The following is a 23,242-nucleotide window of genomic DNA, read 5'->3' on the forward strand; positions in this document are numbered from 1 at the left end:
TTGGGTCAGACAACGAGAGTCAGCAGGACATCATTTTTCTGTACATGTTCCTGAGTTGTTTCGAACACATCCACTTCTTGCTGCGTTAGGGTCACAATGACAGGTGTTACGGTTTCGTATCCAGCTTCCTTGATCTTATCGATGTCAAACTGGATCAACAGATCGCCCTGTCTGACGATATCCCCTTCCTGAACGACAGGAGAGAAGTGTTTTCCTTTCAGTGCTACTGTGTTGATGCCAATATGAATCAGGATTTCCGTTCCTGCGTTGGTGGTTAGTCCAATGGCATGTCCGGTCGGGAAGAGGGAGGTGACGACACCATCCACGGGAGCAACAACTTCACCAATCTCAGGGACAATCGCCAAACCTTTACCCATGGCACCAGTCGAAAAAGCCGGGTCATTAATGGTACTCAGTGCTACGGCTTTACCTGTAAGTGGGCTATAAATTTGTTCTTTCTTGATTTCTGTTGTTTTGGTCTCAGGTACGACAGGAAGCTCTACCGGCGTACTTTCAGCAGATGTGCTGGAGACAGATTCATTTTTCTCGGAAACTGTGTCTTTCGTTTTGCTTTCATAACCAAACATCACGGTTAATACCGCAGCTACCGCAAAGGAGCAGGCAATCGCAATTACGTAGACAACCGTTGGTGTATAGACGGGAATGGCAAATATATTGTGGAACACATAAGCAGTCATTTTAACACCAAAGTGACCATTGATGGCACCGCCGATCGCACCTGCGATAACCACGATAGGAATCACACGTTTATAACGCAGGATCAGACCGTATACGATTGGTTCAGTTACTCCTGCAAGTAAACCGGTAAGGCTGGTCGAGCCAGCAAGGGTTCGCAGGGTTTTGTTCTTTTTGGCTTTCAGGAAAATACCGAACGCTACACCGATTTGTGCAAATACGGCTGCAGCAGCCATGGCTTCGATCGGGTCGCCGCCAACCCCGATATTCTGAATCGTGATTGGAGTAAAGCCCCAGTGGAGTCCGAATACAACCATGAAGGTCATGAATCCACCCAGTACAACCCCTGATAATATACCGCTGACGCCAATGAGCCAAGTTACGCCGGAGGAGATCCAGTCACCTACCGTGGTGCCGAATGGTCCAAAGGCCATTGCGGACAGAGGAACCATAATCATCAAAGCAATCATCGGTACAAGGAACAATTGCAGGTCTTTTAAAATGATTTTCTTGAGTAACTTATCCAGAACAGCGTAGATGCTGATTGATATGAAGATTGGGAATACGCTGGCTGAATAATTCATCATGACAACCGGTATGCCCAGGAACGATACATCCGAGCCTTTATCCATCAGTCCGGTGAAGTTCGGCTCCATCAGAGCGGCACCAATTACACCAGCTACATAAGGATTGGCTTTCAGCTTCATACCCAGTGTGATGCCGAGGAAAATGGGCAAGAAATAAAATACAGCGTTACCGGCAGCGGATAAAATCAGGTATGTGTCACTTGTATCAGACATCCATCCAAGCATGGTCAGGACAGTCAGTAAAGCTTTTAGCATACCTGATCCTGCCATAGCCGGGATTAACGGCGAGAAACTTCCGGATATGATTTCAAAAACTTTGGATAATAGCGAGGTTTTTTCCCCTGTGGACTCAGCCGTTGAGGAGGAATCCCCTTCGAAATCCCGGTTTTTCATGATCTCCGCATATACATGAGCCACGTTACTACCGATGACAACCTGGAACTGGCCGCCGCTTTCGACAACGGTAATAATGCCTTCATGCTTCTCAAGCGTTTCACGTTCGGCCTTTTTCGAATCTTTCAGGTCGAATCTCAGCCGGGTCGCACAGTGGACAAGACCATTGATATTGGCTTCTCCGCCGACGAGACGAACGATGTCATCCCCCATTTTTTTATGATCCATGTTCATTCTCCTTTGTTGTTAAGATTGCCTGAAAACAAAAAAATACCTAAACGAATGGCTATGATCATCGGAAAGATGACCTGTTGCCAATCATTTAGGTATCGCCTGCTTAAGCAGTAACAATCCTTGTCGTTAAGTTGTGAGACCTACTATATATGACGCCGAAATCGTTTGCAAGCTTTTTTTATTCCGTGTCCAGCAACTCGTTACGGGAAGTGACACGTTGAATATGGATCGTTAAATACACCTTTTCATCAATGGACATGGCACTTTCAAACTTTTCCTCAAGGTACTGATTGATCCGTTGTGTGCACTCAAAAGCCTTGCTGTATTTGTCCTTCACCTGTTCATACAGAAAGTTATCTCCTGAAGCAAATTGCTCCTGTTCATTACTCAGCATTCTCTGGACAAAGTATTGCAGATGAGTAATAAACCGGGAATAATTAAACGAATTTTCATCCAGGGCAATTTGGTAATGATTAGTCACAATATTGAAGATATCATCAATAACTTCGGTAATTTCAACGGTTTGTTTCATGCCTTGAGCATCTTGGCGTGCGTTTACAAAATGCATGGCAATAAAACTTGCCTCATGTTCATCCATCTGGATGCCGAATTGCTCCTGGATCAGCTCCACAGCGTTCATTCCAATCCCAAATTCCTTTTTGTAAAACTTCTTGATCTGCCACAAAAGGGAATTCTTCAGCCCGACGGATTTACGGTACCGGGTAATGGCAAACTGAATATGATCGATCAATGATATATAGATATTATCACTAAAAATATCGCCCATTTCCTTTTTGGCATGGCCTACAATTTCGTCCGCCAACTTCAAATATTCGACCGACGTTTCTCCAATCAGATCAATGAGTTTTTGCGGTATTTTATCCGATTTCAGCACAAAAGTTTTTTCAATTTTATCCTCATCCACGGGTTGTCCGTTTTTCTTTTTGAAGCCAAGACCGTTGCCAATGACAACAAATTCGTGACCAACCTGGTTCTCTGCCCGGATGACATTGTTGTTAAAAATCTGACGGATGATCATATATGTGTTTCACCTCAATTGGTCGTAATAATAACAAAAAACCCAAACTAAGGCTTAAATAGACAGCCTTAGTTTGGGTATCGCCTGCTTACCAGTAACAATCCCGAAGAAGACGCAGCTTCCTCTTTCAATTATGTCCACTATACCGCTTTCATAACAGAATAACAATACAATGATTTATGGAAATGGACGTAAAGACGTGGATTTTTGGTATAATAAGAAATGCTGGAAGTGAATTAGATGGGCTGGGTTGCATGATAAGTTACCGAGGACGGTCATTTTTAAGCATATACAGGATTATTGGAGTGATAACATGAGCAATGCAAAAGGAAAAGGCGGCACCGGCCGTGGTACGGGTAAAAAAGGCTGGAACCGTTGGCAAGCCGCTGCTAACCGGGCGAAAAGTGCCCCGAAGCCTTATAAAAGTAAAGGCACAAAGAAGAAGGACGATACCGAAACTTCAAGTGGCAAGCCCGAGTAAGTATGGCTTGACGATGCCAGAGGAGAGAGCTGCCTGACTAACGGGTGGGTCTCTTTTTGCTTGAAAAGATAAAAAATTAAATTGACAGTATTGTAGATATGGTAATAATATAGAGCTTACGCAAATTAGATGGTAGTGCTACTATATAGAGAAAGGAGCATCAGCATGCCTGTTAATATGGATGAAAATCCACTTGGACTGATTCTGTCACGGACGTATCTGGCATACAAAAAAACAACAACCAGAAATCTGAGCGAACAGGATATTACGCCGGAACAATTTGCAGTCTTGAATGAATTGAGCAAGGCTGGAAGCCATATATCACAGAAAAAACTGGCTGAATTAACAGTGCGGGACCAGACAACGGTAGGCAAAATTATAGACAAGTTGATTCGCAAAGGTCTGGTGACAAGAGAAGAAGATCCACAGGACCGCAGAGCGGTTTTACTTTGTTTGACGGCGGAAGGACTGGAAATGAATAACGTTCTGACACCAAAGGCAAAACAGCAAGAGCAAGAGGCACTCGCCGAATGTTCCCCTGAAGAGCTTGAAGCATTCATGAATGTGATGAATCGCATCTACGAAAAGATGAAATAAATTTTTTTGGGCAAATATGTGCACGTGCATATATGTGTAGTGCAATTATTTTAATTTTAACTAACGGGAGTCGTGAACGAATGAAAAGCTTCAAAGATTTTCTTAAAGTGCCACAGACAAAAATAGGGTTGGTTTTTGCATTGATTGTTCCGCTGTTATTTGTTGTGATCTGGATGACGGGTTATCATCAAGCCACGGAGAGAGTGGATCAACTTCAAGTTGCTCTGGTGAACGAAGACGGGACACAGGGAACAGAGGTGCAGAAGCAGATTGAAACGCTCGCGCCTTTCCATGTCAATGTACTGGGTTCTGCCGAGGAAGCTGAGCAACAGATGAATGCAGGTAACTATGCGATGGTTATTGTAATTCCGGAAGGATTCACTGACCAGATTGAAGGAGGTACAGAGGCGAGCTTGTCCTTTTATATCAATCAGGGAAATGCTGATGTAGCCAAATCGATTGTGGAACACGCGGCGACTGGAATGACCGAACAAATGGGCCAAGGGATTCTGGAATCCAAGGTTCAAGTGACACTCAATGACGATAGTACAAACAGCGATGAACTGAGTACAGCTATTGGACAAGCGATGGCGAAGATGAATGAAGGGCCTGTGAAGGCTGAAATTAATAAAACGAACAGCGTGAGTGATTTTGCAACATCGATGCTGCCCATGATTCTGGGTTTTATCACCTACATTGCTTCGATGACCATGAATATTCAGTTCAATATTACGTCGAATATTATGAAGCGTACCCATTCCAAATGGGAAATCTTCTGGGGACGGCAATTGCTGTTATTGTGTATAGCTGTGATCGTTCCCCTAATTGTGGATACATTAGCTCTTCAGTTTACGGATGTTGCGAGCTCTTTCGGCGCTTTATATCTGTATCATGTGCTGGTGAGTCTGGCTTGTATCTGTTTTACACAAATGAGTTTTGCCCTGTTTGGCAATGCAGGCCCTCTATTTAATGTAGCGATGGTTCCACTCCAGTTGATGACTGCAGGAAATATCATTCCAGCCGAGATGCTGGTGCCATTCTACCGTTATATCGGAAACTTTCTGCCCGCTTCCAATGGGGTACAGGGATTTATGCGTTTGATCTATAGTGGAGAAGCAGTGGGGGGATACATGGTTCATCTTCTGTTGATCTCGATTATTACGTGGGGAATTACGTTGCTGCGAGTTGGCATGCAAAAAACAGGTAATGGACAAATGACGATGACGCCTCCAGCATCAGCACAGGCACAACATTAAGAGTTTCCTTCTATATATAATGTAATAACACCCAAGAAAGTGGTTCACGTATAGCGATATGCGTGCATCACTTTTTTTGTTTATCTTCTATAATACTTCTACTTAATACTCGTGGTAACACAGTGCCCCCAGTAATCTTGCATGATCTTGATAAAAGGACAACCTAAATTGAGCATATTAATGAAGCTAAAATATATGAGAGGAGATGTAGCCTAATAAGTTTGAAATCAATTAGACATGTATTACGATGTATGAATGGAAAGAATGTCATTTAAGCTATAATAAATTTTACACTGCGATAGAGGAGAGCCACACAGTAAAGGTAGTTGATTTGTAGTAAATGATTTTTTTTAAATTAAGTATTGTAATTAATATTTATACGTGATATATTATTAGTCCGGCCAAGAAAACACGGTTTACATGGTGCGGCAAGCGAATGAAATAAGCTTCGAAAGAAACTTAAAAAAAGAGCTTGCAAAGTTGGTTCGGACATGATATTATATAAGAGTTGCTGAAGAGAACGACATTCGGTAACAAAACAAGTTTGATCTTTGAAAACTGAACAACGAGTGAGTAAACATTCTGCTTGCAGAATGAACGCGAAAGTTGGAAACAAGCCTTGGCTTGGATCGGCTGGAGCACAAATGAGATTTTTAATCTCGTCAGATTCAAAATGAGCTTATCGCTCTTTTCAATACTTTATTGGAGAGTTTGATCCTGGCTCAGGACGAACGCTGGCGGCATGCCTAATACATGCAAGTCGAGCGGACTTGATGAGAAGCTTGCTTCTCTGATGGTTAGCGGCGGACGGGTGAGTAACACGTAGGCAACCTGCCCTCAAGTTTGGGACAACTACCGGAAACGGTAGCTAATACCGAATAGTTGTTTTCTTCGCCTGAAGGAAACTGGAAAGACGGAGCAATCTGTCACTTGGGGATGGGCCTGCGGCGCATTAGCTAGTTGGTGGGGTAACGGCTCACCAAGGCGACGATGCGTAGCCGACCTGAGAGGGTGATCGGCCACACTGGGACTGAGACACGGCCCAGACTCCTACGGGAGGCAGCAGTAGGGAATCTTCCGCAATGGGCGAAAGCCTGACGGAGCAATGCCGCGTGAGTGATGAAGGTTTTCGGATCGTAAAGCTCTGTTGCCAGGGAAGAATGCTTGGGAGAGTAACTGCTCTCAAGGTGACGGTACCTGAGAAGAAAGCCCCGGCTAACTACGTGCCAGCAGCCGCGGTAATACGTAGGGGGCAAGCGTTGTCCGGAATTATTGGGCGTAAAGCGCGCGCAGGCGGTCATTTAAGTCTGGTGTTTAATCCCGGGGCTCAACCCCGGATCGCACTGGAAACTGGGTGACTTGAGTGCAGAAGAGGAGAGTGGAATTCCACGTGTAGCGGTGAAATGCGTAGATATGTGGAGGAACACCAGTGGCGAAGGCGACTCTCTGGGCTGTAACTGACGCTGAGGCGCGAAAGCGTGGGGAGCAAACAGGATTAGATACCCTGGTAGTCCACGCCGTAAACGATGAGTGCTAGGTGTTAGGGGTTTCGATACCCTTGGTGCCGAAGTTAACACATTAAGCACTCCGCCTGGGGAGTACGGTCGCAAGACTGAAACTCAAAGGAATTGACGGGGACCCGCACAAGCAGTGGAGTATGTGGTTTAATTCGAAGCAACGCGAAGAACCTTACCAGGTCTTGACATCCCTCTGACCGGTACAGAGATGTACCTTTCCTTCGGGACAGAGGAGACAGGTGGTGCATGGTTGTCGTCAGCTCGTGTCGTGAGATGTTGGGTTAAGTCCCGCAACGAGCGCAACCCTTATATTTAGTTGCCAGCACTTCGGGTGGGCACTCTAGATAGACTGCCGGTGACAAACCGGAGGAAGGTGGGGATGACGTCAAATCATCATGCCCCTTATGACCTGGGCTACACACGTACTACAATGGCCGGTACAACGGGCTGCGAAATCGCGAGATGGAGCCAATCCCAACAAAGCCGGTCTCAGTTCGGATTGCAGGCTGCAACTCGCCTGCATGAAGTCGGAATTGCTAGTAATCGCGGATCAGCATGCCGCGGTGAATACGTTCCCGGGTCTTGTACACACCGCCCGTCACACCACGAGAGTTTATAACACCCGAAGTCGGTGGGGTAACCGCAAGGAGCCAGCCGCCGAAGGTGGGATAGATGATTGGGGTGAAGTCGTAACAAGGTAGCCGTATCGGAAGGTGCGGCTGGATCACCTCCTTTCTATGGAGAATCGTTTCCTGCAACGGAAACATTCAAATATAAAATCTAGCCAGGTCGGCTAGTTACTCACTCGTTGCTCAGTTTTGAGAGCTCAAACTCTCAAACAGCTTGCTTTTGCATGGAGCTTGTTCTTTGAAAACTAGATATCGAAACGAAACAAACGCGAATTAGAACATTCCTTTTTAGCTGAACTTGTGCAAACAAGTTTAAATAAAAACGGTAGATTGCTATTGCTCATATTGAGCAATTGGTTAAGCTACTAAGAGCACACGGAGGATGCCTAGGCGCTAGGAGCCGATGAAGGACGTGGCGAACAACGAAACTGCCTCGGGGAGCTGTAAGCAAGCTTTGATCCGGGGGTGTCCGAATGGGGAAACCCAGCTGGGGTAATTTCCAGTTACTCACAACTGAATACATAGGTTGTGTAGAGGCATACCAGGGGAACTGAAACATCTAAGTACCCTGAGGAAGAGAAAACAATAGTGATTCCGTCAGTAGCGGCGAGCGAACGCGGAGAAGCCCAAACCAGAGAGCTTGCTCTTTGGGGTTGTGGGACGTCTCACATGGAGTTACAAAGGAACCGGTTAAGCGAAGAGGTCTGGAAAGGCCCGCCAAAGAAGGTAAAAGCCCTGTAGTTGAAAGTCTGTTCCCTCCGAGACGGATCCCGAGTAGTGCGGGGCACGTGAAACCCCGTATGAATCCGGCAGGACCATCTGCCAAGGCTAAATACTTCCTAGCGACCGATAGTGAAGCAGTACCGTGAGGGAAAGGTGAAAAGCACCCCGGAAGGGGAGTGAAATAGAACCTGAAACCGTGTGCTTACAAAAAGTCAGAGCCCGTTTTAGGGGTGATGGCGTGCCTTTTGTAGAATGAACCGGCGAGTTACGTTCCCGTGCAAGGTTAAGGTGAAGAGCCGGAGCCGCAGCGAAAGCGAGTCTGAATAGGGCGAATGAGTACGTGGACGTAGACCCGAAACCGGGTGATCTACCCCTGTCCAGGGTGAAGGTGCGGTAACACGCACTGGAGGCCCGAACCCACGCATGTTGAAAAATGCGGGGATGAGGTGGGGGTAGCGGAGAAATTCCAATCGAACTCGGAGATAGCTGGTTCTCCCCGAAATAGCTTTAGGGCTAGCCTCGGAAAACAGAGTCGTGGAGGTAGAGCACTGATTGGGTGCGGGGCCCGCAAGGGTTACCAAGCTCAGTCAAACTCCGAATGCCATAGACTTACTTCCGGGAGTCAGACAGTGAGTGCTAAGATCCATTGTCAAAAGGGAAACAGCCCAGACCATCAGCTAAGGTCCCCAAGTGTGTGTTAAGTGGGAAAGGATGTGGAGTTGCACAGACAACCAGGATGTTGGCTTAGAAGCAGCCACCATTGAAAGAGTGCGTAATAGCTCACTGGTCGAGTGACTCTGCGCCGAAAATGTAACGGGGCTAAACACACCACCGAAGCTATGGCTTGATGCTTTGCATCAGGGGTAGGGGAGCGTTGTATAAGGGTTGAAGGTGTACCGTAAGGAGCGCTGGACATTATACAAGTGAGAATGCCGGTATGAGTAACGAAAAGATCAGTGAGAATCTGATCCGCCGAAAGCCTAAGGGTTCCTGAGGAAGGCTCGTCCGCTCAGGGTAAGTCGGGACCTAAGGCGAGGCCGAAAGGCGTAGTCGAAGGACAACAGGTCGAAATTCCTGTACCACCGTAAGCCGTTATGAGCAATGGGGGGACGCAGTAGGGTAGTGACGCGGACTGATGGATGTCCGTCTAAGCAGTAAGGCTGATGTGTAGGCAAATCCGCACATTGTAAGGCTGAGCTGTGATGGGGAGCGAAAATCGTAGTAGCGAAGGTCATGATCTCACACTGCCAAGAAAAGCCTCTAGCCAGGTGATGGTGCCCGTACCGCAAACCGACACAGGTAGGCGAGAAGAGTATTCTAAGGCGCGCGGAAGAACTCTCGTTAAGGAACTCGGCAAAATGACCCCGTAACTTCGGGAGAAGGGGTGCCCCGGTAGTGTGAATAGCACGAGGGGGCCGCAGTGAAAAGGCCCAAGCGACTGTTTAGCAAAAACACAGGTCTGTGCGAAGCCGTAAGGCGAAGTATACGGGCTGACGCCTGCCCGGTGCTGGAAGGTTAAGGGGAGTGGTTAGGAGCAATCCGAAGCTGTGAACCGAAGCCCCAGTAAACGGCGGCCGTAACTATAACGGTCCTAAGGTAGCGAAATTCCTTGTCAGGTAAATTCTGACCCGCACGAATGGCGTAACGACTTGGGCGCTGTCTCAACGAGAGATCCGGTGAAATTTTAATACCTGTGAAGATGCAGGTTACCCGCGACAAGACGGAAAGACCCCATGGAGCTTTACTGCAGCTTGATATTGAATTTGGGTACGATCTGTACAGGATAGGTGGGAGCCTTTGAAGTGGGAGCGCAAGCTTCCATGGAGGCAACGTTGGGATACCACCCTGATCGTATCTAGGTTCTAACCTGGTACCGTAATCCGGTGCGGGGACAGTGTCAGGTGGGCAGTTTGACTGGGGCGGTCGCCTCCTAAAGAGTAACGGAGGCGCCCAAAGGTTCCCTCAGAATGGTTGGAAATCATTCGAAGAGTGCAAAGGCATAAGGGAGCTTGACTGCGAGACCTACAAGTCGAGCAGGGACGAAAGTCGGGCTTAGTGATCCGGTGGTACCGCATGGAAGGGCCATCGCTCAACGGATAAAAGCTACCCTGGGGATAACAGGCTTATCTCCCCCAAGAGTCCACATCGACGGGGAGGTTTGGCACCTCGATGTCGGCTCATCGCATCCTGGGGCTGAAGTAGGTCCCAAGGGTTGGGCTGTTCGCCCATTAAAGCGGTACGCGAGCTGGGTTCAGAACGTCGTGAGACAGTTCGGTCCCTATCTGTCGTGGGCGTAGGAAATTTGAGAGGAGCTGTCCTTAGTACGAGAGGACCGGGATGGACGTACCGCTGGTGTACCAGTTGTTCCGCCAGGAGCACCGCTGGGTAGCTATGTACGGACGGGATAAACGCTGAAAGCATCTAAGCGTGAAGCCCCCCTCAAGATGAGATTTCCCAGTATGTAAGACCCCTTGAAGACGACGAGGTAGATAGGCTGGGGGTGGAAGTGCAGCAATGCATGGAGCTGACCAGTACTAATCGGTCGAGGGCTTATCCAATTGCAAGTGATAATTCGCGCGTTTCGTTTCGAATCTAGTTTTCAGAGAACGATCTCTGAAATGTAAGCTACGCGTTTGGTGGCGATGGCGGAGGGGTTCCACACGTACCCATCCCGAACACGACCGTTAAGCCCTCTAGCGCCGATGGTACTTGGACCGCAGGGTCCTGGGAGAGTAGGACGCCGCCAAGCAATAGAAGACACACTTGATGATATCGAGTGTGTCTTTTTTATTTTATTGTAATTCATAAGTTCCGATTGACTTGTTATATACATAAAATACTGGCGTTCCAATCCTTAAAGCTGTGATACAATAGGTGAGGTCTATATAGAAAACGGAAACACGCATAAGTACGAGGAGGAACAGTGAACACGATGAAATCAGCCCCGTTTATTGCCGTGGAAGGTCCGATCGGAGCGGGGAAAACAACGTTGGCAACGATGCTTTCCCATGAATTGAATCTTCCGTTAGTTAAAGAAATCGTAGAAGAGAATCCATTTCTGGCTTCCTTTTATCAGGATATCGACGAGTGGAGTTTCCAATTGGAAATGTTTTTTCTGTGCAATCGGTTTAAACAGCTGGAAGACACGGGCGCTCATTATGTAGAGCAGAATACCCCAGTCATTTCAGATTATCATATCTATAAAAATATGATTTTTGCCGATCGTACCTTAAAGGGAACGAAGCGGGATAAATATCGTCAAATCTATCACCTGTTAACAGATGATCTGCCCAAGCCCAATCTGGTGCTCTATATTGAAGCTGAACTGGATACGTTGATGTACCGCATTAACAAGCGTGGACGCTCATTTGAGCAGGATATGGACCCGGCATATATGGAACAACTCATTGCTGATTACAAAACAGGCATGGACTATCTGGCAAATAGCTCAAATCCGCCAGTAATCATTAAGGTCAATGCAGAGCAACTCGACTTTGTGGAACATCCTGAACACTTCAGGCAAATTGTTAATCACGTAAAGGAGTATATCATATGAATAACTATGGCATTCCAACGAATGCATTAATTACGGTAGCAGGTACGGTTGGAGTGGGTAAATCCACGTTAACGGCTGCTCTTGCACAGCGTTTGAATTTCAAGACTTCTCTGGAACAAGTCGATCATAATCCATATTTGGAGAAGTTCTATCATGACTTCGAGCGTTGGAGCTTCCATCTGCAGATTTATTTCCTGGCAGAGCGCTTCAAGGAACAGAAAAAGATTTTTGAACTGGGTGGAGGATTCGTACAGGATCGTTCCATCTATGAAGATACGGGCATTTTTGCACAAATGCATGCAGATCAAGGAACCATGTCTGCTACAGATTTTGAGACATACAGCAGTTTGTTTGAAGCGATGGTAATGACACCGTATTTCCCACATCCAGACGTGCTGATCTATCTGGAAGGTAGTCTGCCTTCGATTTTAAACCGAATTACGGAACGCGGACGCGAGATGGAGATTCAGACGGATCGTTCGTACTGGGAGCACATGCACGAGCGCTATTCCGTGTGGATTGATCAGTTTACGGCTTGCCCTGTGCTGCGTCTGAACATTGATGAGTATGATGTGCATGATCCGGCATCGGTGGATGCCATTTTGGCACAGATTGCAGCTGTCATTCGGCCTTCCAAGGAAGTGCAAAGGTAAGATAGAGCGAGTTTGCCAATATAGTTTTCTGGATTACAGAGGTTATATCTATGATACAGATACGGACAACGTCCCTTCTACGGCTATTATGCTGTTGAAGGGATGTTTTTTTATGTGCCAAGGGAATGATTATGAGATGTTTGTGGACAAAACTAAAAGGATATATTCGAGCGTATAAGGAAATGGATGCTTAATATATCTTTTCTATTATATAAATACATGGTCATCAAAAGTAGAAAAATGTTGAATAATAGGTCTTTTTGTGGTTTCATAGGAAAGGTGAATTCTGGAAAAGAAGCATATGCATGACTCAGGAGGGAAAGACAACGTGGAAGAGAAACAAGGAGTTAAAATCGGTATGCCCATCATTGGTGGCTTAATTGCAGCCATTCTGGGAGGCATCGTATGGGCAGCTATTGCTGCAATGACCGAGTATGAGGTGGGATTAATTGCGATTTTGATTGGAGCGCTCACGGGCTACGCAGTTGTGTTGTTCTCCAATAAACAAATTGCGACAGTACATAAGATTATTGCCGTACTGTTTGCGCTCGTAGGCATTTTGTTGGGGAAATATCTGACGGTGGTTTATTTTACTTCCGAACTGTTTGGTGATGTAAGCGTGATGGAACTTGTGTTTGATAGCGAGATGATCAGTGCGTTTGTAGAAACCTTCCAGGACTATTTCAGTCAACCGATTGATTTGTTATTCATTGTGCTTGCGATTGTGTCTGCATGGCAGATTCCTGGCCGGATGGCGAGAACCAGTCTAGCTACGGATGCATCTTCATCGGATCACGCGCCAAGAGCTTAATCGGATAGACGGTAGACGCTTGGCAGCAAAATGAAGAACGTTTGACAGAAGAAACTTCATGCTCATCATCCTAAGCACTTGTGAAAAGGTTATATCGAAGGACTGGGAGCAGAAGAAAAACGTAGTAAAGAGCATCTGCTTTAAAAGATATTTTTAAAGGACTCAGAGTGAGCAGCAGTTAGGCATGTTCACATTGCGGCTGAGTTACTTGGATACATAAAAGGGACGATACGCCTGAGGGTGTACGTCCCTTTTGTGTATCCACCAGGTAGGAGGTGGGATATTGCACATAACTGATGTAATAACTCGGATCGATTTAAATTGTATACTTAGGTAACCCTAGTAAATATCCAGCATGTTCATAAGGTTAATTACAAGAAAGATAGGGTCACCCCAGGAGGTAGGTTCAAATATCCGAATGGCCATTTACAGCTATAAAGCTGATGATGAGAGATTACTTTTACCACTAGAGGACAGAGCTTTAAGTTCCAGATTATCGTTTAAAGCGCATATCTTACGGCAATGAGAGTTGAATAATACTGTATGTGGTTGAAGACAGGGCTATATTATTTGTTTTGGTCAGCAAATACAGCCATAGCATCTCTCATAAATACTGCCAAACCATCGCCAAACTGATCAATATTACGCGTGAAGCGTTCATCGTCCACGTACATCTGACCAAGTCCTCTGAAGGCTTCAGGTGAGTAACTTCCCATTTGGTTTAAACAGGTGTACCATTCTTGAATACCGGCCTGTGCCTCGGCAGATGCTGGTTCTGTGTGACGAAGTGAAGCCAGATGTTTGTAGATTTCGTTCATTTGATCGGATAGAGCCTTCTGATCTATGGTTGATTTACTGTGCAGCTTCTGATTTGCGAGATCGACGGCATGGTCTCCCCAACGTTCCCGCGCTTCTTGTTCATACGGATTCTGGCTAAAATCAAATCCTTCGAATTGTTCTTTGGCTGTCATTTTAATTTCTCCTCTCACGTGTAAAACCGTTCTATCAATGGTAGCAATCATCTGGTCCAAGCGTTGGCGCTTCTCCAGTAGTATAAGTCGATGCATTTTAAGTGCTTCTTCCGGATTGAAGGAGGGGTTGGTTATAATGTTTTTGATCTCCTTCAGAGAGAAGTCGAGTTCTTTGAAAAACAATATCTGCTGCAACCGTTCCAGGTTGGCATCTGAATATAATCGATACCCGGCAGAAGTCACTTCGTCCGGGGTTAATAGTCCGATCTCATCATAATGATGCAGTGTGCGCACACTGATCGAGGCAAGTTCGGCAACTTCTTTTACCTTCATGGCCATGTGTGAAACCTCCTTACAACACCGATTGTACAGTGTCACGTTACGTGAGAGTCAACAGTTGAAAATGAAAAAACAAGATGCGAGCATGGAAGCTGCATCTTGATTATGGTCTGGTGGCTAAGTATGACTATCGGGTCTGGCAGTGCAGGGAGAGCAGGGCTACGCCTGCATCCCGCGCACTGCCGCAGCGAACTGCGCAGCCGCTGCGCGCACATCGGCCGCGCCCGCGATGGCGGAGATGACGGCTACGCCGTCGGCTCCAGCCGCCATCACGGCGGCCGTGGTATCGGGCGTAATGCCGCCGATACCCACAATCGGAACTGCGATGCCTGCGGCGCGCAGTTCCGCCACCCCTGCGGGGCCCAGCACAGCGTGGGCATCCGCTTTGGAGCGCGTCGGATACATGGGCCCGACGCCAAGGTAGTCGGCGTTCGCCTGCACAGCACGGCGCGCCTCTTCCACAGAGTGGGCGGATACGCCAAGCATCCGCCCATCTCCAATGCGGGCGCGTACTAGCGCCGCGTCCGCATCATCTTGGCCGACATGCACGCCGTCGGCCTCCACCGCTACAGCCAGCTCCACATCATCGTTCACGATGAACGGGACCCCGTGCTGGCTGCACACCTCGCGAAGCCGCATCGCAAGCGTTATGCGAGCTTCGTGAGCCAGGGCGCCAGTTCCCTTTTCACGGAACTGGAACAGCGTAATGCCGCCAGCAATGGCCTGGTGCAGCACTTCCACAGGGTCTTGCGTTGTATTAACGCTGCCCATCACCAAATACACCTGCATCGCGCGTTGTACCGCTTCTGCATCCCAAGGGCGCATCACTGCTCACCCCGCTGTCTGCGCTGATACGCAAAATGATTCGTCGGCCCATGTCCGGCCCCAATCCCCAGCTCATCTTCGATGGCCGCCTGAATGAATGCTCGCGCAGTCGTAACGGCAGCCAGAACAGGTGAACCCTTGGCTAACTCTGCGGTGATCGCAGCAGAGTATGTGCATCCCGTTCCGTGTGTATGACGTGTTACCACACGAACATTCTCCAGATAATGAAAAGACTGCCCATCGTAGAGCACATCCACGATCATGCCACTTCCTTCATCATGACCACCTTTGACCAAAGCATACGTTGAGCCCATCTGTACAATCCGTCTTGCGGCTTCTTCCCGCTGACTCAGATTCGTGATAGACATCTCGGTAAGCAATTCCGCTTCCGGAATATTAGGTGTTGTGATCAGGGCATGGGGCAACAGCTCCGTAACCAACGCCTGTACAGCTTCCTGCTGGAGCAGGGGGGCGCCGCCTTTGGCGACCATCACGGGGTCGATGACCAGATTAGACCAACGGTATTGCTGCCATTTCTCAGCCACTAGACGAATAATCTCGGCACTATATAACATCCCGGTCTTCGTTGCGGTTGGTTGAAAGTCCTCCCCGGTCGAGTCCAACTGTTGAGCGATACCATCGTAAGGGATGGGAAAGACACCCTGCACTCCTGTTGTATTTTGGGCAGCAATAGCCGTGATAACGGTCATGCCGTATACCCCAAGTTCCTGGAACGTTTTCAGATCGGCCTGAATGCCTGCGCCGCCCCCGTTATCAGAACCTGCAATGGTTAGCGCTTGAGCAATGCTCATATTGCACCTCCACGGATCTGACGGATCTGTGCGCGTTCTGCCAAAAGGTCGGGTGTTACTTGTGCCAGTTGATTCAACAATTCAATCTGAAAGCTGCCCGGCCCCTGATGAGCTGACCGCTCTGCCGCCAGTTCAGCTGCTATACCATAAAACGCAAGCGCTTCAACAACACTGCCTAGAAGATCGGCTTCCGATTCCGCTATGGCTGTAAAAGCACCAATCACCGAACTTAGCAGACAACCTGCACCCGTGACCTGAGTGAGCAGGGCATGTCCATTACTCGTGAGGAATGTGGATTGTCCATCAGTAATGATATCTTCTTTCCCGGTAATGACCACGACACAGCCAAGCTTATGCGCTGCCCGCTCGGCAATGCCGATCCGATCACCTTCACCTGATCCTGCGTCCACACCTTTGATACTCCAGCTCTCACCGATGACATTGGCGACTTCCGCCACATTGCCGCGCAGCACCGTGAGGCGAAGCTCACGAACGAGCATCTGCACGGTTTCCGTGCGATAGGTGGTTGCCCCTGCGCCGACGGGATCAAGCACCACAGGTACATGATGTGTATTAGCCGATTGACCTGCAAGTTGGATCGCCTGAACGATTTTGTCATCGAGTGTACCGATGTTAAGTACCACGGCTCCTGACATCTTGGCGACATCAGCGACTTCTTCATGAGCATAGGCCATAAAAGGGGACGCACCTAGTGCAAGCAGACCATTAGCTGTGAAGGGAGCAACGACAAGGTTGGTGATATTGTGTACCAGCGGATTTTGCGTACGAACACGTTCCAGATAAGACATATAATTTCCTCCTTGTTTTGAAGTAACCCCATCGGCGGAAGTCCGATATCTGGAGTCACTCAGCAGAATAATAGGATATGAGTCTCCTTGTTGAGTAGGGGCGCAAGTATAACAACAGCCAGATGCATTAATACGGAAAAGCAGAAACGTAAAATCTAAAACAATTTCATAACTCCCTAAAAATGGATTTTTGTAAATGGATATAGACAAATTTAATCATTTTGATCTATATCCAGCCTTGATTGAAACAGCTAAAAGGTAGATTCATATAAAATATAAATTCGCAGATAGACAACAATACAAATACAAATCAGTAAAAAAAGAAACAGTATAAAAGACAGAATAAAGAAAGTGGAGCCATGGTATGTCTGCAAACTCAGGCAAGCGATACGGTGATGGACGTTAGCGTTCAAAGAGAGTCCTAAAGCCCAGGATGTCGATACCCGACTGATCGAGGGGCGATCGGGCACCAATGGTCAGACGATGTTTCTAAAGAACCCAGGACGTCTTATATGGCTGTCAGATCCTCCTTTTGAAATGTAAGGAACACAGGACACGTTATTTCCCAGAATCTCCTGACCAAAACGCTGCAAACAGCTATTTATTCCGATATAACATGTCTCAGGTTCCTTAGATTTCTTCAACCGCTCCAAATCCTTGAATAGGGCGCCTCAGATTCGTTAGAGCTCGCTCCATGTTCTACACTGGGCATATTAGGGCGCGATTCAGCTCATGGTAGGCTTGAAGATAGGCGCTAATTTACATTACCAAATAGATATCAACAAGCTACCCAAACGCATATCAAGCCACCAAAACGCATATCAAGCTGCCCAGATGCACATCAGGCCACTTAGGCTTGTTATAAATTCTGATCCTCCGATGCTTGATTCAGGCCAATTCCATTTCGCAAACCTTCATGTATCCGATCCTCACGTTCTTGCTAACTTTGCTTTTGATCACATTGCTTTCATTCCCTTGCGTTCAGTTACTTTTCCTTTATTCACGTTGCTCTCCTTTATTTACTCTCCTTGCAGATGAATAAAAGCATCCTCGGCTTTCACCGATTCAGGAATCAAAGCCTTTTCAACGAGCCATGCGCGTACATTTTCCCATGATTCCATTTCCTGCCGGCCAAATGGTTGGCCTTCTTCATTCATGAGTGGCAGTAGAATAGCCAGACTTTTGGTTTCGATCTCCGGGTCAAGCGGAGACGTTTCATTCTCATGAGCGAGCAGAATATTCAAGGCTTCTTCTGGATGCTCCGTTACATATTTCTGTCCTTCCTGGATCGCTTTGACGAACCGGGTAAGTTGGTCTTTTTTTGCTTCAATGCCAGCTTCACTCGCGGTCAGAACCAATTCATAATAATCAGGCACACCATAATCGACGGGGTTAATGGATTTCATGGCATGTCCTTCTTTCTCCAGAATCAGTTGCTCATGGTTAATAAAACCACCCATAATTGCATCCGCCTGTCCGGAAGCCAGCGAAGGAATCAGATCGAACCCAACGTCGACCAAATTCATGTTGTCGGGGTTGCCGCCATCCTTGCTAATCATCGTACGAACCATCGCTTCATACAGCGGAATCGAAGAATAACCGACAGTTTTCCCTTCAAGACCTTTGGGTGAGCTCACGTTGCCATTTGCTTCGGTCAACAGATGCACAAGCGGGTGGCGAACAACAGCAGCAATGGAACGTACAGGAATGTTCTCACCACGAGCGAGCAAAATTTGGGGCTGGTAGCTTAGAGCCAAATCAATTTTTCCAGCAGCAACAAGTTTGAGTGAATCATTGGTATCCGCAGGCATCTGAATTTCGACATCGAGACCTTGATCTGCAAAGTATCCTTTTTCCTGAGCAACGTAGATGAAGGAGTGTACTGCATTCGGGTACCAGTCGAGCATGATGGACAGTTTATCTTTGGCGTCTGATGTTGGCTCGGTTGCAGACATGTCTGTCTGTTGTGCATTGGTTGCAGAGTCTGTTGTTGGCGTGTTTTTGCTAGTATTCGTGGTGCTGCATCCGCTAACGATCAGCAAAAGGCTAATGAGCATGATGGGAAGCAGGGAGTATATACCTTTGTTATTCATAAATGAAGTTCCTCATTTCATCGTTTTGGTTTGTAGAAAATGGACAGCAGCATGTTAACGGACAATGTGACAATGAACTGATTGAAGATGCTGCTGAAATTGTGCATAAGGTATGTTTTGAAGATTGTAACTCCTGTATTTACCTCTAATTTCTGTCTAAGTATTATCCAACTTTTCTTTTGCCTCCATGACGATGACGCCGTATGCTAAACCGTTTCTCCAGCCAGGCAATCAGTACAAACAAAACGATCCCAAGTAAGGATAACAGCACAATAGCAGCAAACATCGCATCCGTGTTCATGTTGCTGGACATGCGGCGGCTGAAGTATCCGAGACCTTTGCTGCCACCGAGCCATTCGCCAATCGTTGCCCCAACCACGCAGTACACCACAGACATCTTTAACCCCGAGAAAAAAGAGGGAAGTGCCAGCGGAACCTGGAGTTTGCAAAAAATATCCCACTTGCTGGCGCCCATGGTGAGCAGCAGTTCACGCTGCTCTGGATCGCCTTGGCGGAGTCCATCGTAGGTACTGACCACAATGGGGAAGAATGCGATTAAGAATACCACCGCGACTTTGCTCCACAACGTGTAACCAAACCACAGGATAAATACGGGGGACAGGGCAATCAGCGGTATGGTCTGACTGATCACGATGAAGGGATACAAGGCCTTTTCAATCGATCGGTTCATATGCATGCCTGTCGCTAGCGTAATTCCGGTCACTATGGATAATCCAAAACCTACGGCAACCTCCATAAAGGTAGCAGGCAGATGGATGGTCAACAGCAGATGACGATGCTCAACCAGTGAGCCTATGATGGCCGTGGGTGCAGGAATGATGAAGGAGGGCACCCATCCCATACGCACAATCACTTCCCAGATCGCCAGTGATAAGAACATGAGCATAATAAACAAACCATATTGGGAAAACGACCTCGAGAGCCACTTTGAACACCACGTCCAAACGCTAACCTCAGCTCTATCATTCTGCATGTAATTGTTCCTCCAGTTGTTGCCTCATCTGCACGAGAGCCGGTTCGTAGATCATGTCCGAATGCCTTGGGCGTGGTAAGGGAACCGTCATCTCCCGCAACTGCTGGCCTTGCCCCCCTGGAGTTAACAGAATGATACGGTCACTTAACAGCAGGGCTTCTTCGATGTCATGTGTAATGAACAGCACGGTTTGGACAAAGCCCTCCCACAGCTCCAATAACCAGCGATGCATTTGTCGTTTGGTTAAGGCGTCGAGTGCACCGAAGGGTTCATCCAGCAACATGAGCTGCCCGCCTGTAAGCAAGGTACGCAGCAATGCCACCCGCTGCCGCATGCCGCCGGATAACTCATCTGGATAGGCCTGCTCATAACCGGACAAGCCGAACCTTGCCAATCCTGCGATGATATCGGCTCGTAGTTTGTCCTTGTCCTGTCGGCCTGGTGCCAGCTCGGCAGGCAGCATGCAGTTCTCCATGACGGTACGCCAGGATAACAGCAGGTCTTTCTGCGGCATATAGGCGACTCGTCCGAGCCGTTGTCCTTGCGGTACATCAGCAATATCGATGGTGCCGACGGTAGGCTCATGCAAGCCTGCGAGCAGCTTGAAAAGCGTGCTTTTACCTGATCCGCTTGAGCCGATGAGCGAGACAAATTCCCCTTGTTGAACCTGAAGCGACACATTGGAGAGTACGGGGGAATCCATTTTTTCGGGAAAAGCGAAGCTTATGTTGTGAATGGTTACATGGTTGGTCATCTGATCCTCACCCCCTTGATATCAGACTGCTGGAATAACAACGGCATCTTGTGCTTTGCAGAAGTAACATAAGAAAAACGTCTATCGACGTACTTTTCGAGAAGACAGACCGCGTTTAGCTGAAGTGGTTTTTACGATATCGATTGATTCAGCTTCGCTGAAAACTTATAAATCTACATAAAAAAGACCCACCCATTTCCGGAGAAATGAGTGGGTCTGTAAGTTAAATTCGCAATTTATCTTCACATACATTGAGAAAATTCCGCTTACTAAAAGGCCGCTCCACTTCCCTCCGCTGGTATGATCCAGATCAGGTTCAAAGGGTCCGAATAGTCATATTCGTCTCAGCCGCAAGGCTCCCCTAGTGCAAAAGTTCAAGATATGCAGTTGTGTGTTCAGCATATATCACTTGAACATGAACTGTAAAGAGGCAGCATGATAACTGAACAATTTACCTCGGCTCAGGAACCCGATATAATAGGGATGGCCCGTATTGGCCGGATCACAAAATGCAGGTGGGATTATTCTCCCTCCTAGGCAGAATGGGGACCCGAGTTGAAAACGTTCAAAAAAGTATATATTGAGATCACGAGTATCTGCAATCTGGCTTGCAGCTTCTGTCCGCAGACGCAGCGTGCCAAAGGATTCATTGACCCTGAAGTCTTCAACAATATACTGGAACAAGTTAAACCACACACCAATCATATTTATCTACATGTCAAAGGCGAACCCTTGTTGCATCCCAAAATAGATCTGTTGCTTGATTCCGCACATGAGAAGGGACTCAAGGTGAACATTACAACGAATGGTACACTGCTGCCCAAGACTCAGCATAAATTGCTTGGCAAACCGGCGCTGCGGCAGATGAATTTCTCCCTGCACAGCTTCGATGGGCATGAAGGTTCAACAGATCGTGACGGATATCTGCGTCATATTTTGTCCTTTGTACATGAGGCCGTTAAGCACAATGTCATCATCTCTTTCCGACTGTGGAATCTGACGCAGGATAACTTCACGAATGCTCAGATGAATCGAAATCGGGAGACCCTTGAAGTGTTGGAACGTGAGTTCAATCTGGACTTCCGCATTGAGGAAAAAGTAGTTCCAGGCAGTGGGGTCAAAATTGCCCCGAATGTATATCTGAATCAGGACCATGAGTTCCAGTGGCCAAGTCTGGATGCACCTGAAGATGACGGCAGAGGCTTCTGCCATGCATTGCGTGGTCAGGCAGCTGTGCTTGTAGATGGAACGGTGGTTCCATGCTGTCTCGATGGCGAGGGTGTAATTAACTTGGGTAATGTGCACGAGAAGTCATTCTCGGAGATTATTGAGGGTGAGCGAGCGAACAATCTGGTATATGGTTTCTCCAAGCGGGAAGCTGTGGAAGAGTTGTGTCGAAAGTGCGGTTATCGTCAGAGATTCGGAGCCTGATATCTTATATCAGCAAGACAGAAGCCGTTCAAGATCACACATTTGGAGACAAATGTAGTGGTCTTTCTTTGTTATCGGGGATTCAAGTTAGGGGTACATACGTTACAAATGAGCATACCAGAGGTTGATATCAGCATATTGCTTGAGAGACCTGGCATGAAAAAAATGCCGATATGACAGGGATTGTGCGGTTTCATGATATATCTGATCTAATGATTATTCTAGTTACCTCCCTTATTTGGTAGGATTAGGTTGTAGGTCGGACAGAGGTGCACCTCTGACGAACTTCCAGGACAAGCTTAGGCTTGTACACCACCAAATAACGAGAGAATAAGGGAGGAATAAAATTATGAAAAAAATATTGACGTTGTTGTTGTCCGCTGGTTTGGTTGCTTCCATATTTGGTGCAGTTCCGGTTGCTGCTGCACCTACAGTTGTTAATTCAACGATTGTTGTTCCAAAGGGCACGACCTATGACGGTCAAGGCAAAACATTTGTAGCCAATCCTTCCACATTGGGTGACGGTTCTCAAGCAGAGGGCCAGAAGCCAGTCTTCCGGCTGGAGGCAGGGGCCACGCTCAAAAATGTAAATATCGGATCACCTGCTGCCGATGGTGTTCACTGTTATGGTAACTGTAATATATCGAATGTAGTCTGGGAGGACGTAGGCGAGGATGCTCTGACATTGAAGTCGGCTGGAACGGTTAATATTACCGGGGGGGCAGCGTACAAGGCTTATGATAAAGTGTTCCAGATGAATGCAGCTGGAACGATTAACATCAAAAATTTCCGTGCAGATGATATTGGCAAACTGGTTCGACAAAATGGTGGAACTTCCTTCGCAGTTAATATGACGCTGGATAACTCCAACATTTCCAATGTGAAAGATTCGATTATGCGTACAGACAGCAGTACATCACAAGGCAAAATTACGAATACCCGTTATTCCAAAGTACCAACGTTGTTCAAGGGGTTTGCTTCAGGTAAGACCAGTCAATCCGGCAATACGCAATATTAAACAGGAGATTGAATCGCTGGAGTT

The 23,242-nt window shown here is 47.3% G+C and carries 17 protein-coding genes, 3 rRNA genes and 1 riboswitch; of the genes, 11 read left to right on the forward strand and 9 right to left on the reverse strand.

Annotation, left to right across the window (positions count from 1 at the left end; all coding sequences use genetic code 11):
* Nucleotides 1-5: 5 nt before the first annotated feature.
* Nucleotides 6-1,904: a beta-glucoside-specific PTS transporter subunit IIABC gene (locus QNO02_RS04240; RefSeq protein ID WP_289391191.1), complete on the reverse strand. Its 1,899-nt coding sequence runs from the start codon at nt 1,902-1,904 to the stop codon at nt 6-8.
* Nucleotides 1,905-2,088: 184 nt separating this feature from the next.
* Nucleotides 2,089-2,949, reverse strand: coding sequence for a BglG family transcription antiterminator LicT (gene licT, locus QNO02_RS04245; RefSeq protein WP_133387310.1), 861 nt, complete (start codon nt 2,947-2,949; stop codon nt 2,089-2,091).
* 313 nt (nt 2,950-3,262) lie between these two features.
* Between licT and QNO02_RS04250 the strand changes: the two genes are divergently transcribed.
* The 9 genes from QNO02_RS04250 (at nt 3,263) to QNO02_RS04290 (ending at nt 13,172) form a co-directional block, all read left to right on the forward strand.
* Complete coding sequence (locus QNO02_RS04250) at nt 3,263-3,430, forward strand: DUF3934 family protein (protein WP_074093608.1); 168 nt, start codon at nt 3,263-3,265, stop codon at nt 3,428-3,430.
* A 165-nt stretch (nt 3,431-3,595) separates the two neighbouring features.
* Nucleotides 3,596-4,027, forward strand: a complete 432-nt coding sequence (locus tag QNO02_RS04255) for a MarR family winged helix-turn-helix transcriptional regulator (RefSeq protein ID WP_036605963.1) — start codon at nt 3,596-3,598, stop codon at nt 4,025-4,027.
* Nucleotides 4,028-4,107: 80 nt separating this feature from the next.
* Nucleotides 4,108-5,283 carry a YhgE/Pip domain-containing protein gene (locus QNO02_RS04260; protein ID WP_289391193.1) on the forward strand — a complete coding sequence of 392 codons (1,176 nt, stop codon included), beginning with the start codon at nt 4,108-4,110 and terminating at the stop codon, nt 5,281-5,283.
* Nucleotides 5,284-5,982: 699 nt separating this feature from the next.
* Nucleotides 5,983-7,535 (forward strand): 16S ribosomal RNA (locus QNO02_RS04265).
* 249 nt (nt 7,536-7,784) lie between these two features.
* Nucleotides 7,785-10,710: ribosomal RNA gene (locus tag QNO02_RS04270) — 23S ribosomal RNA — on the forward strand.
* A gap of 74 nt (nt 10,711-10,784) precedes the next feature.
* Nucleotides 10,785-10,901: ribosomal RNA gene (gene rrf, locus QNO02_RS04275) — 5S ribosomal RNA — on the forward strand.
* The 16S, 23S and 5S rRNA genes sit together here, the layout of an rRNA operon.
* A 183-nt stretch (nt 10,902-11,084) precedes the next feature.
* A complete protein-coding gene (locus QNO02_RS04280) occupies nt 11,085-11,708 on the forward strand; it encodes a deoxynucleoside kinase (RefSeq protein WP_091034729.1) in 624 nt (207 codons plus the stop codon).
* Complete coding sequence (locus QNO02_RS04285; protein WP_289391194.1) at nt 11,705-12,361, forward strand: deoxynucleoside kinase; 657 nt, start codon at nt 11,705-11,707, stop codon at nt 12,359-12,361. The genes QNO02_RS04280 and QNO02_RS04285 overlap by 4 nt, the downstream gene beginning before the upstream one ends.
* A 328-nt stretch (nt 12,362-12,689) precedes the next feature.
* Nucleotides 12,690-13,172: a hypothetical protein gene (locus tag QNO02_RS04290; protein WP_289391195.1), complete on the forward strand. Its 483-nt coding sequence runs from the start codon at nt 12,690-12,692 to the stop codon at nt 13,170-13,172.
* Between the two features lie 566 nt (nt 13,173-13,738).
* Here the strand turns inward: QNO02_RS04290 and QNO02_RS04295 are convergent.
* The 7 genes from QNO02_RS04295 to QNO02_RS04325 form a co-directional block, all read right to left on the reverse strand.
* Nucleotides 13,739-14,482 (reverse strand): MerR family transcriptional regulator, encoded by a 744-nt coding sequence (locus tag QNO02_RS04295; protein ID WP_289391196.1) that lies wholly within the window; start codon nt 14,480-14,482, stop codon nt 13,739-13,741.
* Between the two features lie 159 nt (nt 14,483-14,641).
* A complete protein-coding gene (gene thiE, locus QNO02_RS04300) occupies nt 14,642-15,307 on the reverse strand; it encodes a thiamine phosphate synthase (RefSeq protein ID WP_289391197.1) in 666 nt (221 codons plus the stop codon).
* Nucleotides 15,307-16,119 carry a bifunctional hydroxymethylpyrimidine kinase/phosphomethylpyrimidine kinase gene (thiD, locus tag QNO02_RS04305; RefSeq protein WP_127550527.1) on the reverse strand — a complete coding sequence of 271 codons (813 nt, stop codon included), beginning with the start codon at nt 16,117-16,119 and terminating at the stop codon, nt 15,307-15,309. The genes thiE and thiD overlap by 1 nt, the downstream gene beginning before the upstream one ends.
* Nucleotides 16,116-16,928, reverse strand: coding sequence for a hydroxyethylthiazole kinase (gene thiM / locus QNO02_RS04310; protein WP_289391198.1), 813 nt, complete (start codon nt 16,926-16,928; stop codon nt 16,116-16,118). Before thiM ends, thiD begins: the two co-directional genes overlap by 4 nt.
* 1,019 nt (nt 16,929-17,947) lie before the next feature.
* A complete protein-coding gene (locus QNO02_RS04315) occupies nt 17,948-19,021 on the reverse strand; it encodes an ABC transporter substrate-binding protein (protein ID WP_289391199.1) in 1,074 nt (357 codons plus the stop codon).
* 163 nt (nt 19,022-19,184) lie between these two features.
* The gene (locus QNO02_RS04320) at nt 19,185-20,015 is read right to left on the reverse strand and encodes an ABC transporter permease (protein ID WP_289391200.1); all 831 of its coding nucleotides are present in this window, start codon (nt 20,013-20,015) and stop codon (nt 19,185-19,187) included.
* On the reverse strand, nt 20,005-20,769 hold the full coding sequence (locus QNO02_RS04325; protein ID WP_289391201.1) for an ABC transporter ATP-binding protein: 765 nt from the start codon (nt 20,767-20,769) through the stop codon (nt 20,005-20,007). Before QNO02_RS04325 ends, QNO02_RS04320 begins: the two co-directional genes overlap by 11 nt.
* A gap of 270 nt (nt 20,770-21,039) precedes the next feature.
* Nucleotides 21,040-21,142: riboswitch (TPP riboswitch) on the reverse strand.
* Nucleotides 21,143-21,324: 182 nt separating this feature from the next.
* Here QNO02_RS04325 and QNO02_RS04330 point away from each other — a divergent pair.
* The gene (locus QNO02_RS04330; protein ID WP_289391202.1) at nt 21,325-22,200 is read left to right on the forward strand and encodes a radical SAM/SPASM domain-containing protein; all 876 of its coding nucleotides are present in this window, start codon (nt 21,325-21,327) and stop codon (nt 22,198-22,200) included.
* Nucleotides 22,201-22,549: 349 nt separating this feature from the next.
* Complete coding sequence (locus QNO02_RS04335; RefSeq protein WP_289391203.1) at nt 22,550-23,218, forward strand: pectate lyase; 669 nt, start codon at nt 22,550-22,552, stop codon at nt 23,216-23,218.
* The last annotated feature ends 24 nt before the right edge of the window (nt 23,219-23,242 follow it).

This window comes from Paenibacillus sp. PK1-4R (genome assembly GCF_030369595.1).
Lineage (GTDB): Bacteria > Bacillota > Bacilli > Paenibacillales > Paenibacillaceae > Paenibacillus.

Excerpts from the sequence above, each read along its gene's own strand:
- QNO02_RS04240 (WP_289391191.1), bottom strand. The coding sequence starts at position 1,904 with ATGGATCATAAAAAAATGGGGGATGACATCGTTCGTCTCGTCGGCGGA.
- licT (WP_133387310.1), bottom strand. The coding sequence starts at position 2,949 with ATGATCATCCGTCAGATTTTTAACAACAATGTCATCCGGGCAGAGAAC.
- QNO02_RS04250 (WP_074093608.1), top strand. The coding sequence starts at position 3,263 with ATGAGCAATGCAAAAGGAAAAGGCGGCACCGGCCGTGGTACGGGTAAA.
- QNO02_RS04255 (WP_036605963.1), top strand. The coding sequence starts at position 3,596 with ATGCCTGTTAATATGGATGAAAATCCACTTGGACTGATTCTGTCACGG.
- QNO02_RS04260 (WP_289391193.1), top strand. The coding sequence starts at position 4,108 with ATGAAAAGCTTCAAAGATTTTCTTAAAGTGCCACAGACAAAAATAGGG.
- QNO02_RS04280 (WP_091034729.1), top strand. The coding sequence starts at position 11,085 with ATGAAATCAGCCCCGTTTATTGCCGTGGAAGGTCCGATCGGAGCGGGG.
- QNO02_RS04285 (WP_289391194.1), top strand. The coding sequence starts at position 11,705 with ATGAATAACTATGGCATTCCAACGAATGCATTAATTACGGTAGCAGGT.
- QNO02_RS04295 (WP_289391196.1), bottom strand. The coding sequence starts at position 14,482 with ATGGCCATGAAGGTAAAAGAAGTTGCCGAACTTGCCTCGATCAGTGTG.
- thiE (WP_289391197.1), bottom strand. The coding sequence starts at position 15,307 with ATGCGCCCTTGGGATGCAGAAGCGGTACAACGCGCGATGCAGGTGTAT.
- thiD (WP_127550527.1), bottom strand. The coding sequence starts at position 16,119 with ATGAGCATTGCTCAAGCGCTAACCATTGCAGGTTCTGATAACGGGGGC.
- thiM (WP_289391198.1), bottom strand. The coding sequence starts at position 16,928 with ATGTCTTATCTGGAACGTGTTCGTACGCAAAATCCGCTGGTACACAAT.
- QNO02_RS04315 (WP_289391199.1), bottom strand. The coding sequence starts at position 19,021 with ATGAATAACAAAGGTATATACTCCCTGCTTCCCATCATGCTCATTAGC.
- QNO02_RS04320 (WP_289391200.1), bottom strand. The coding sequence starts at position 20,015 with ATGCAGAATGATAGAGCTGAGGTTAGCGTTTGGACGTGGTGTTCAAAG.
- QNO02_RS04325 (WP_289391201.1), bottom strand. The coding sequence starts at position 20,769 with ATGACCAACCATGTAACCATTCACAACATAAGCTTCGCTTTTCCCGAA.
- QNO02_RS04335 (WP_289391203.1), top strand. The coding sequence starts at position 22,550 with ATGAAAAAAATATTGACGTTGTTGTTGTCCGCTGGTTTGGTTGCTTCC.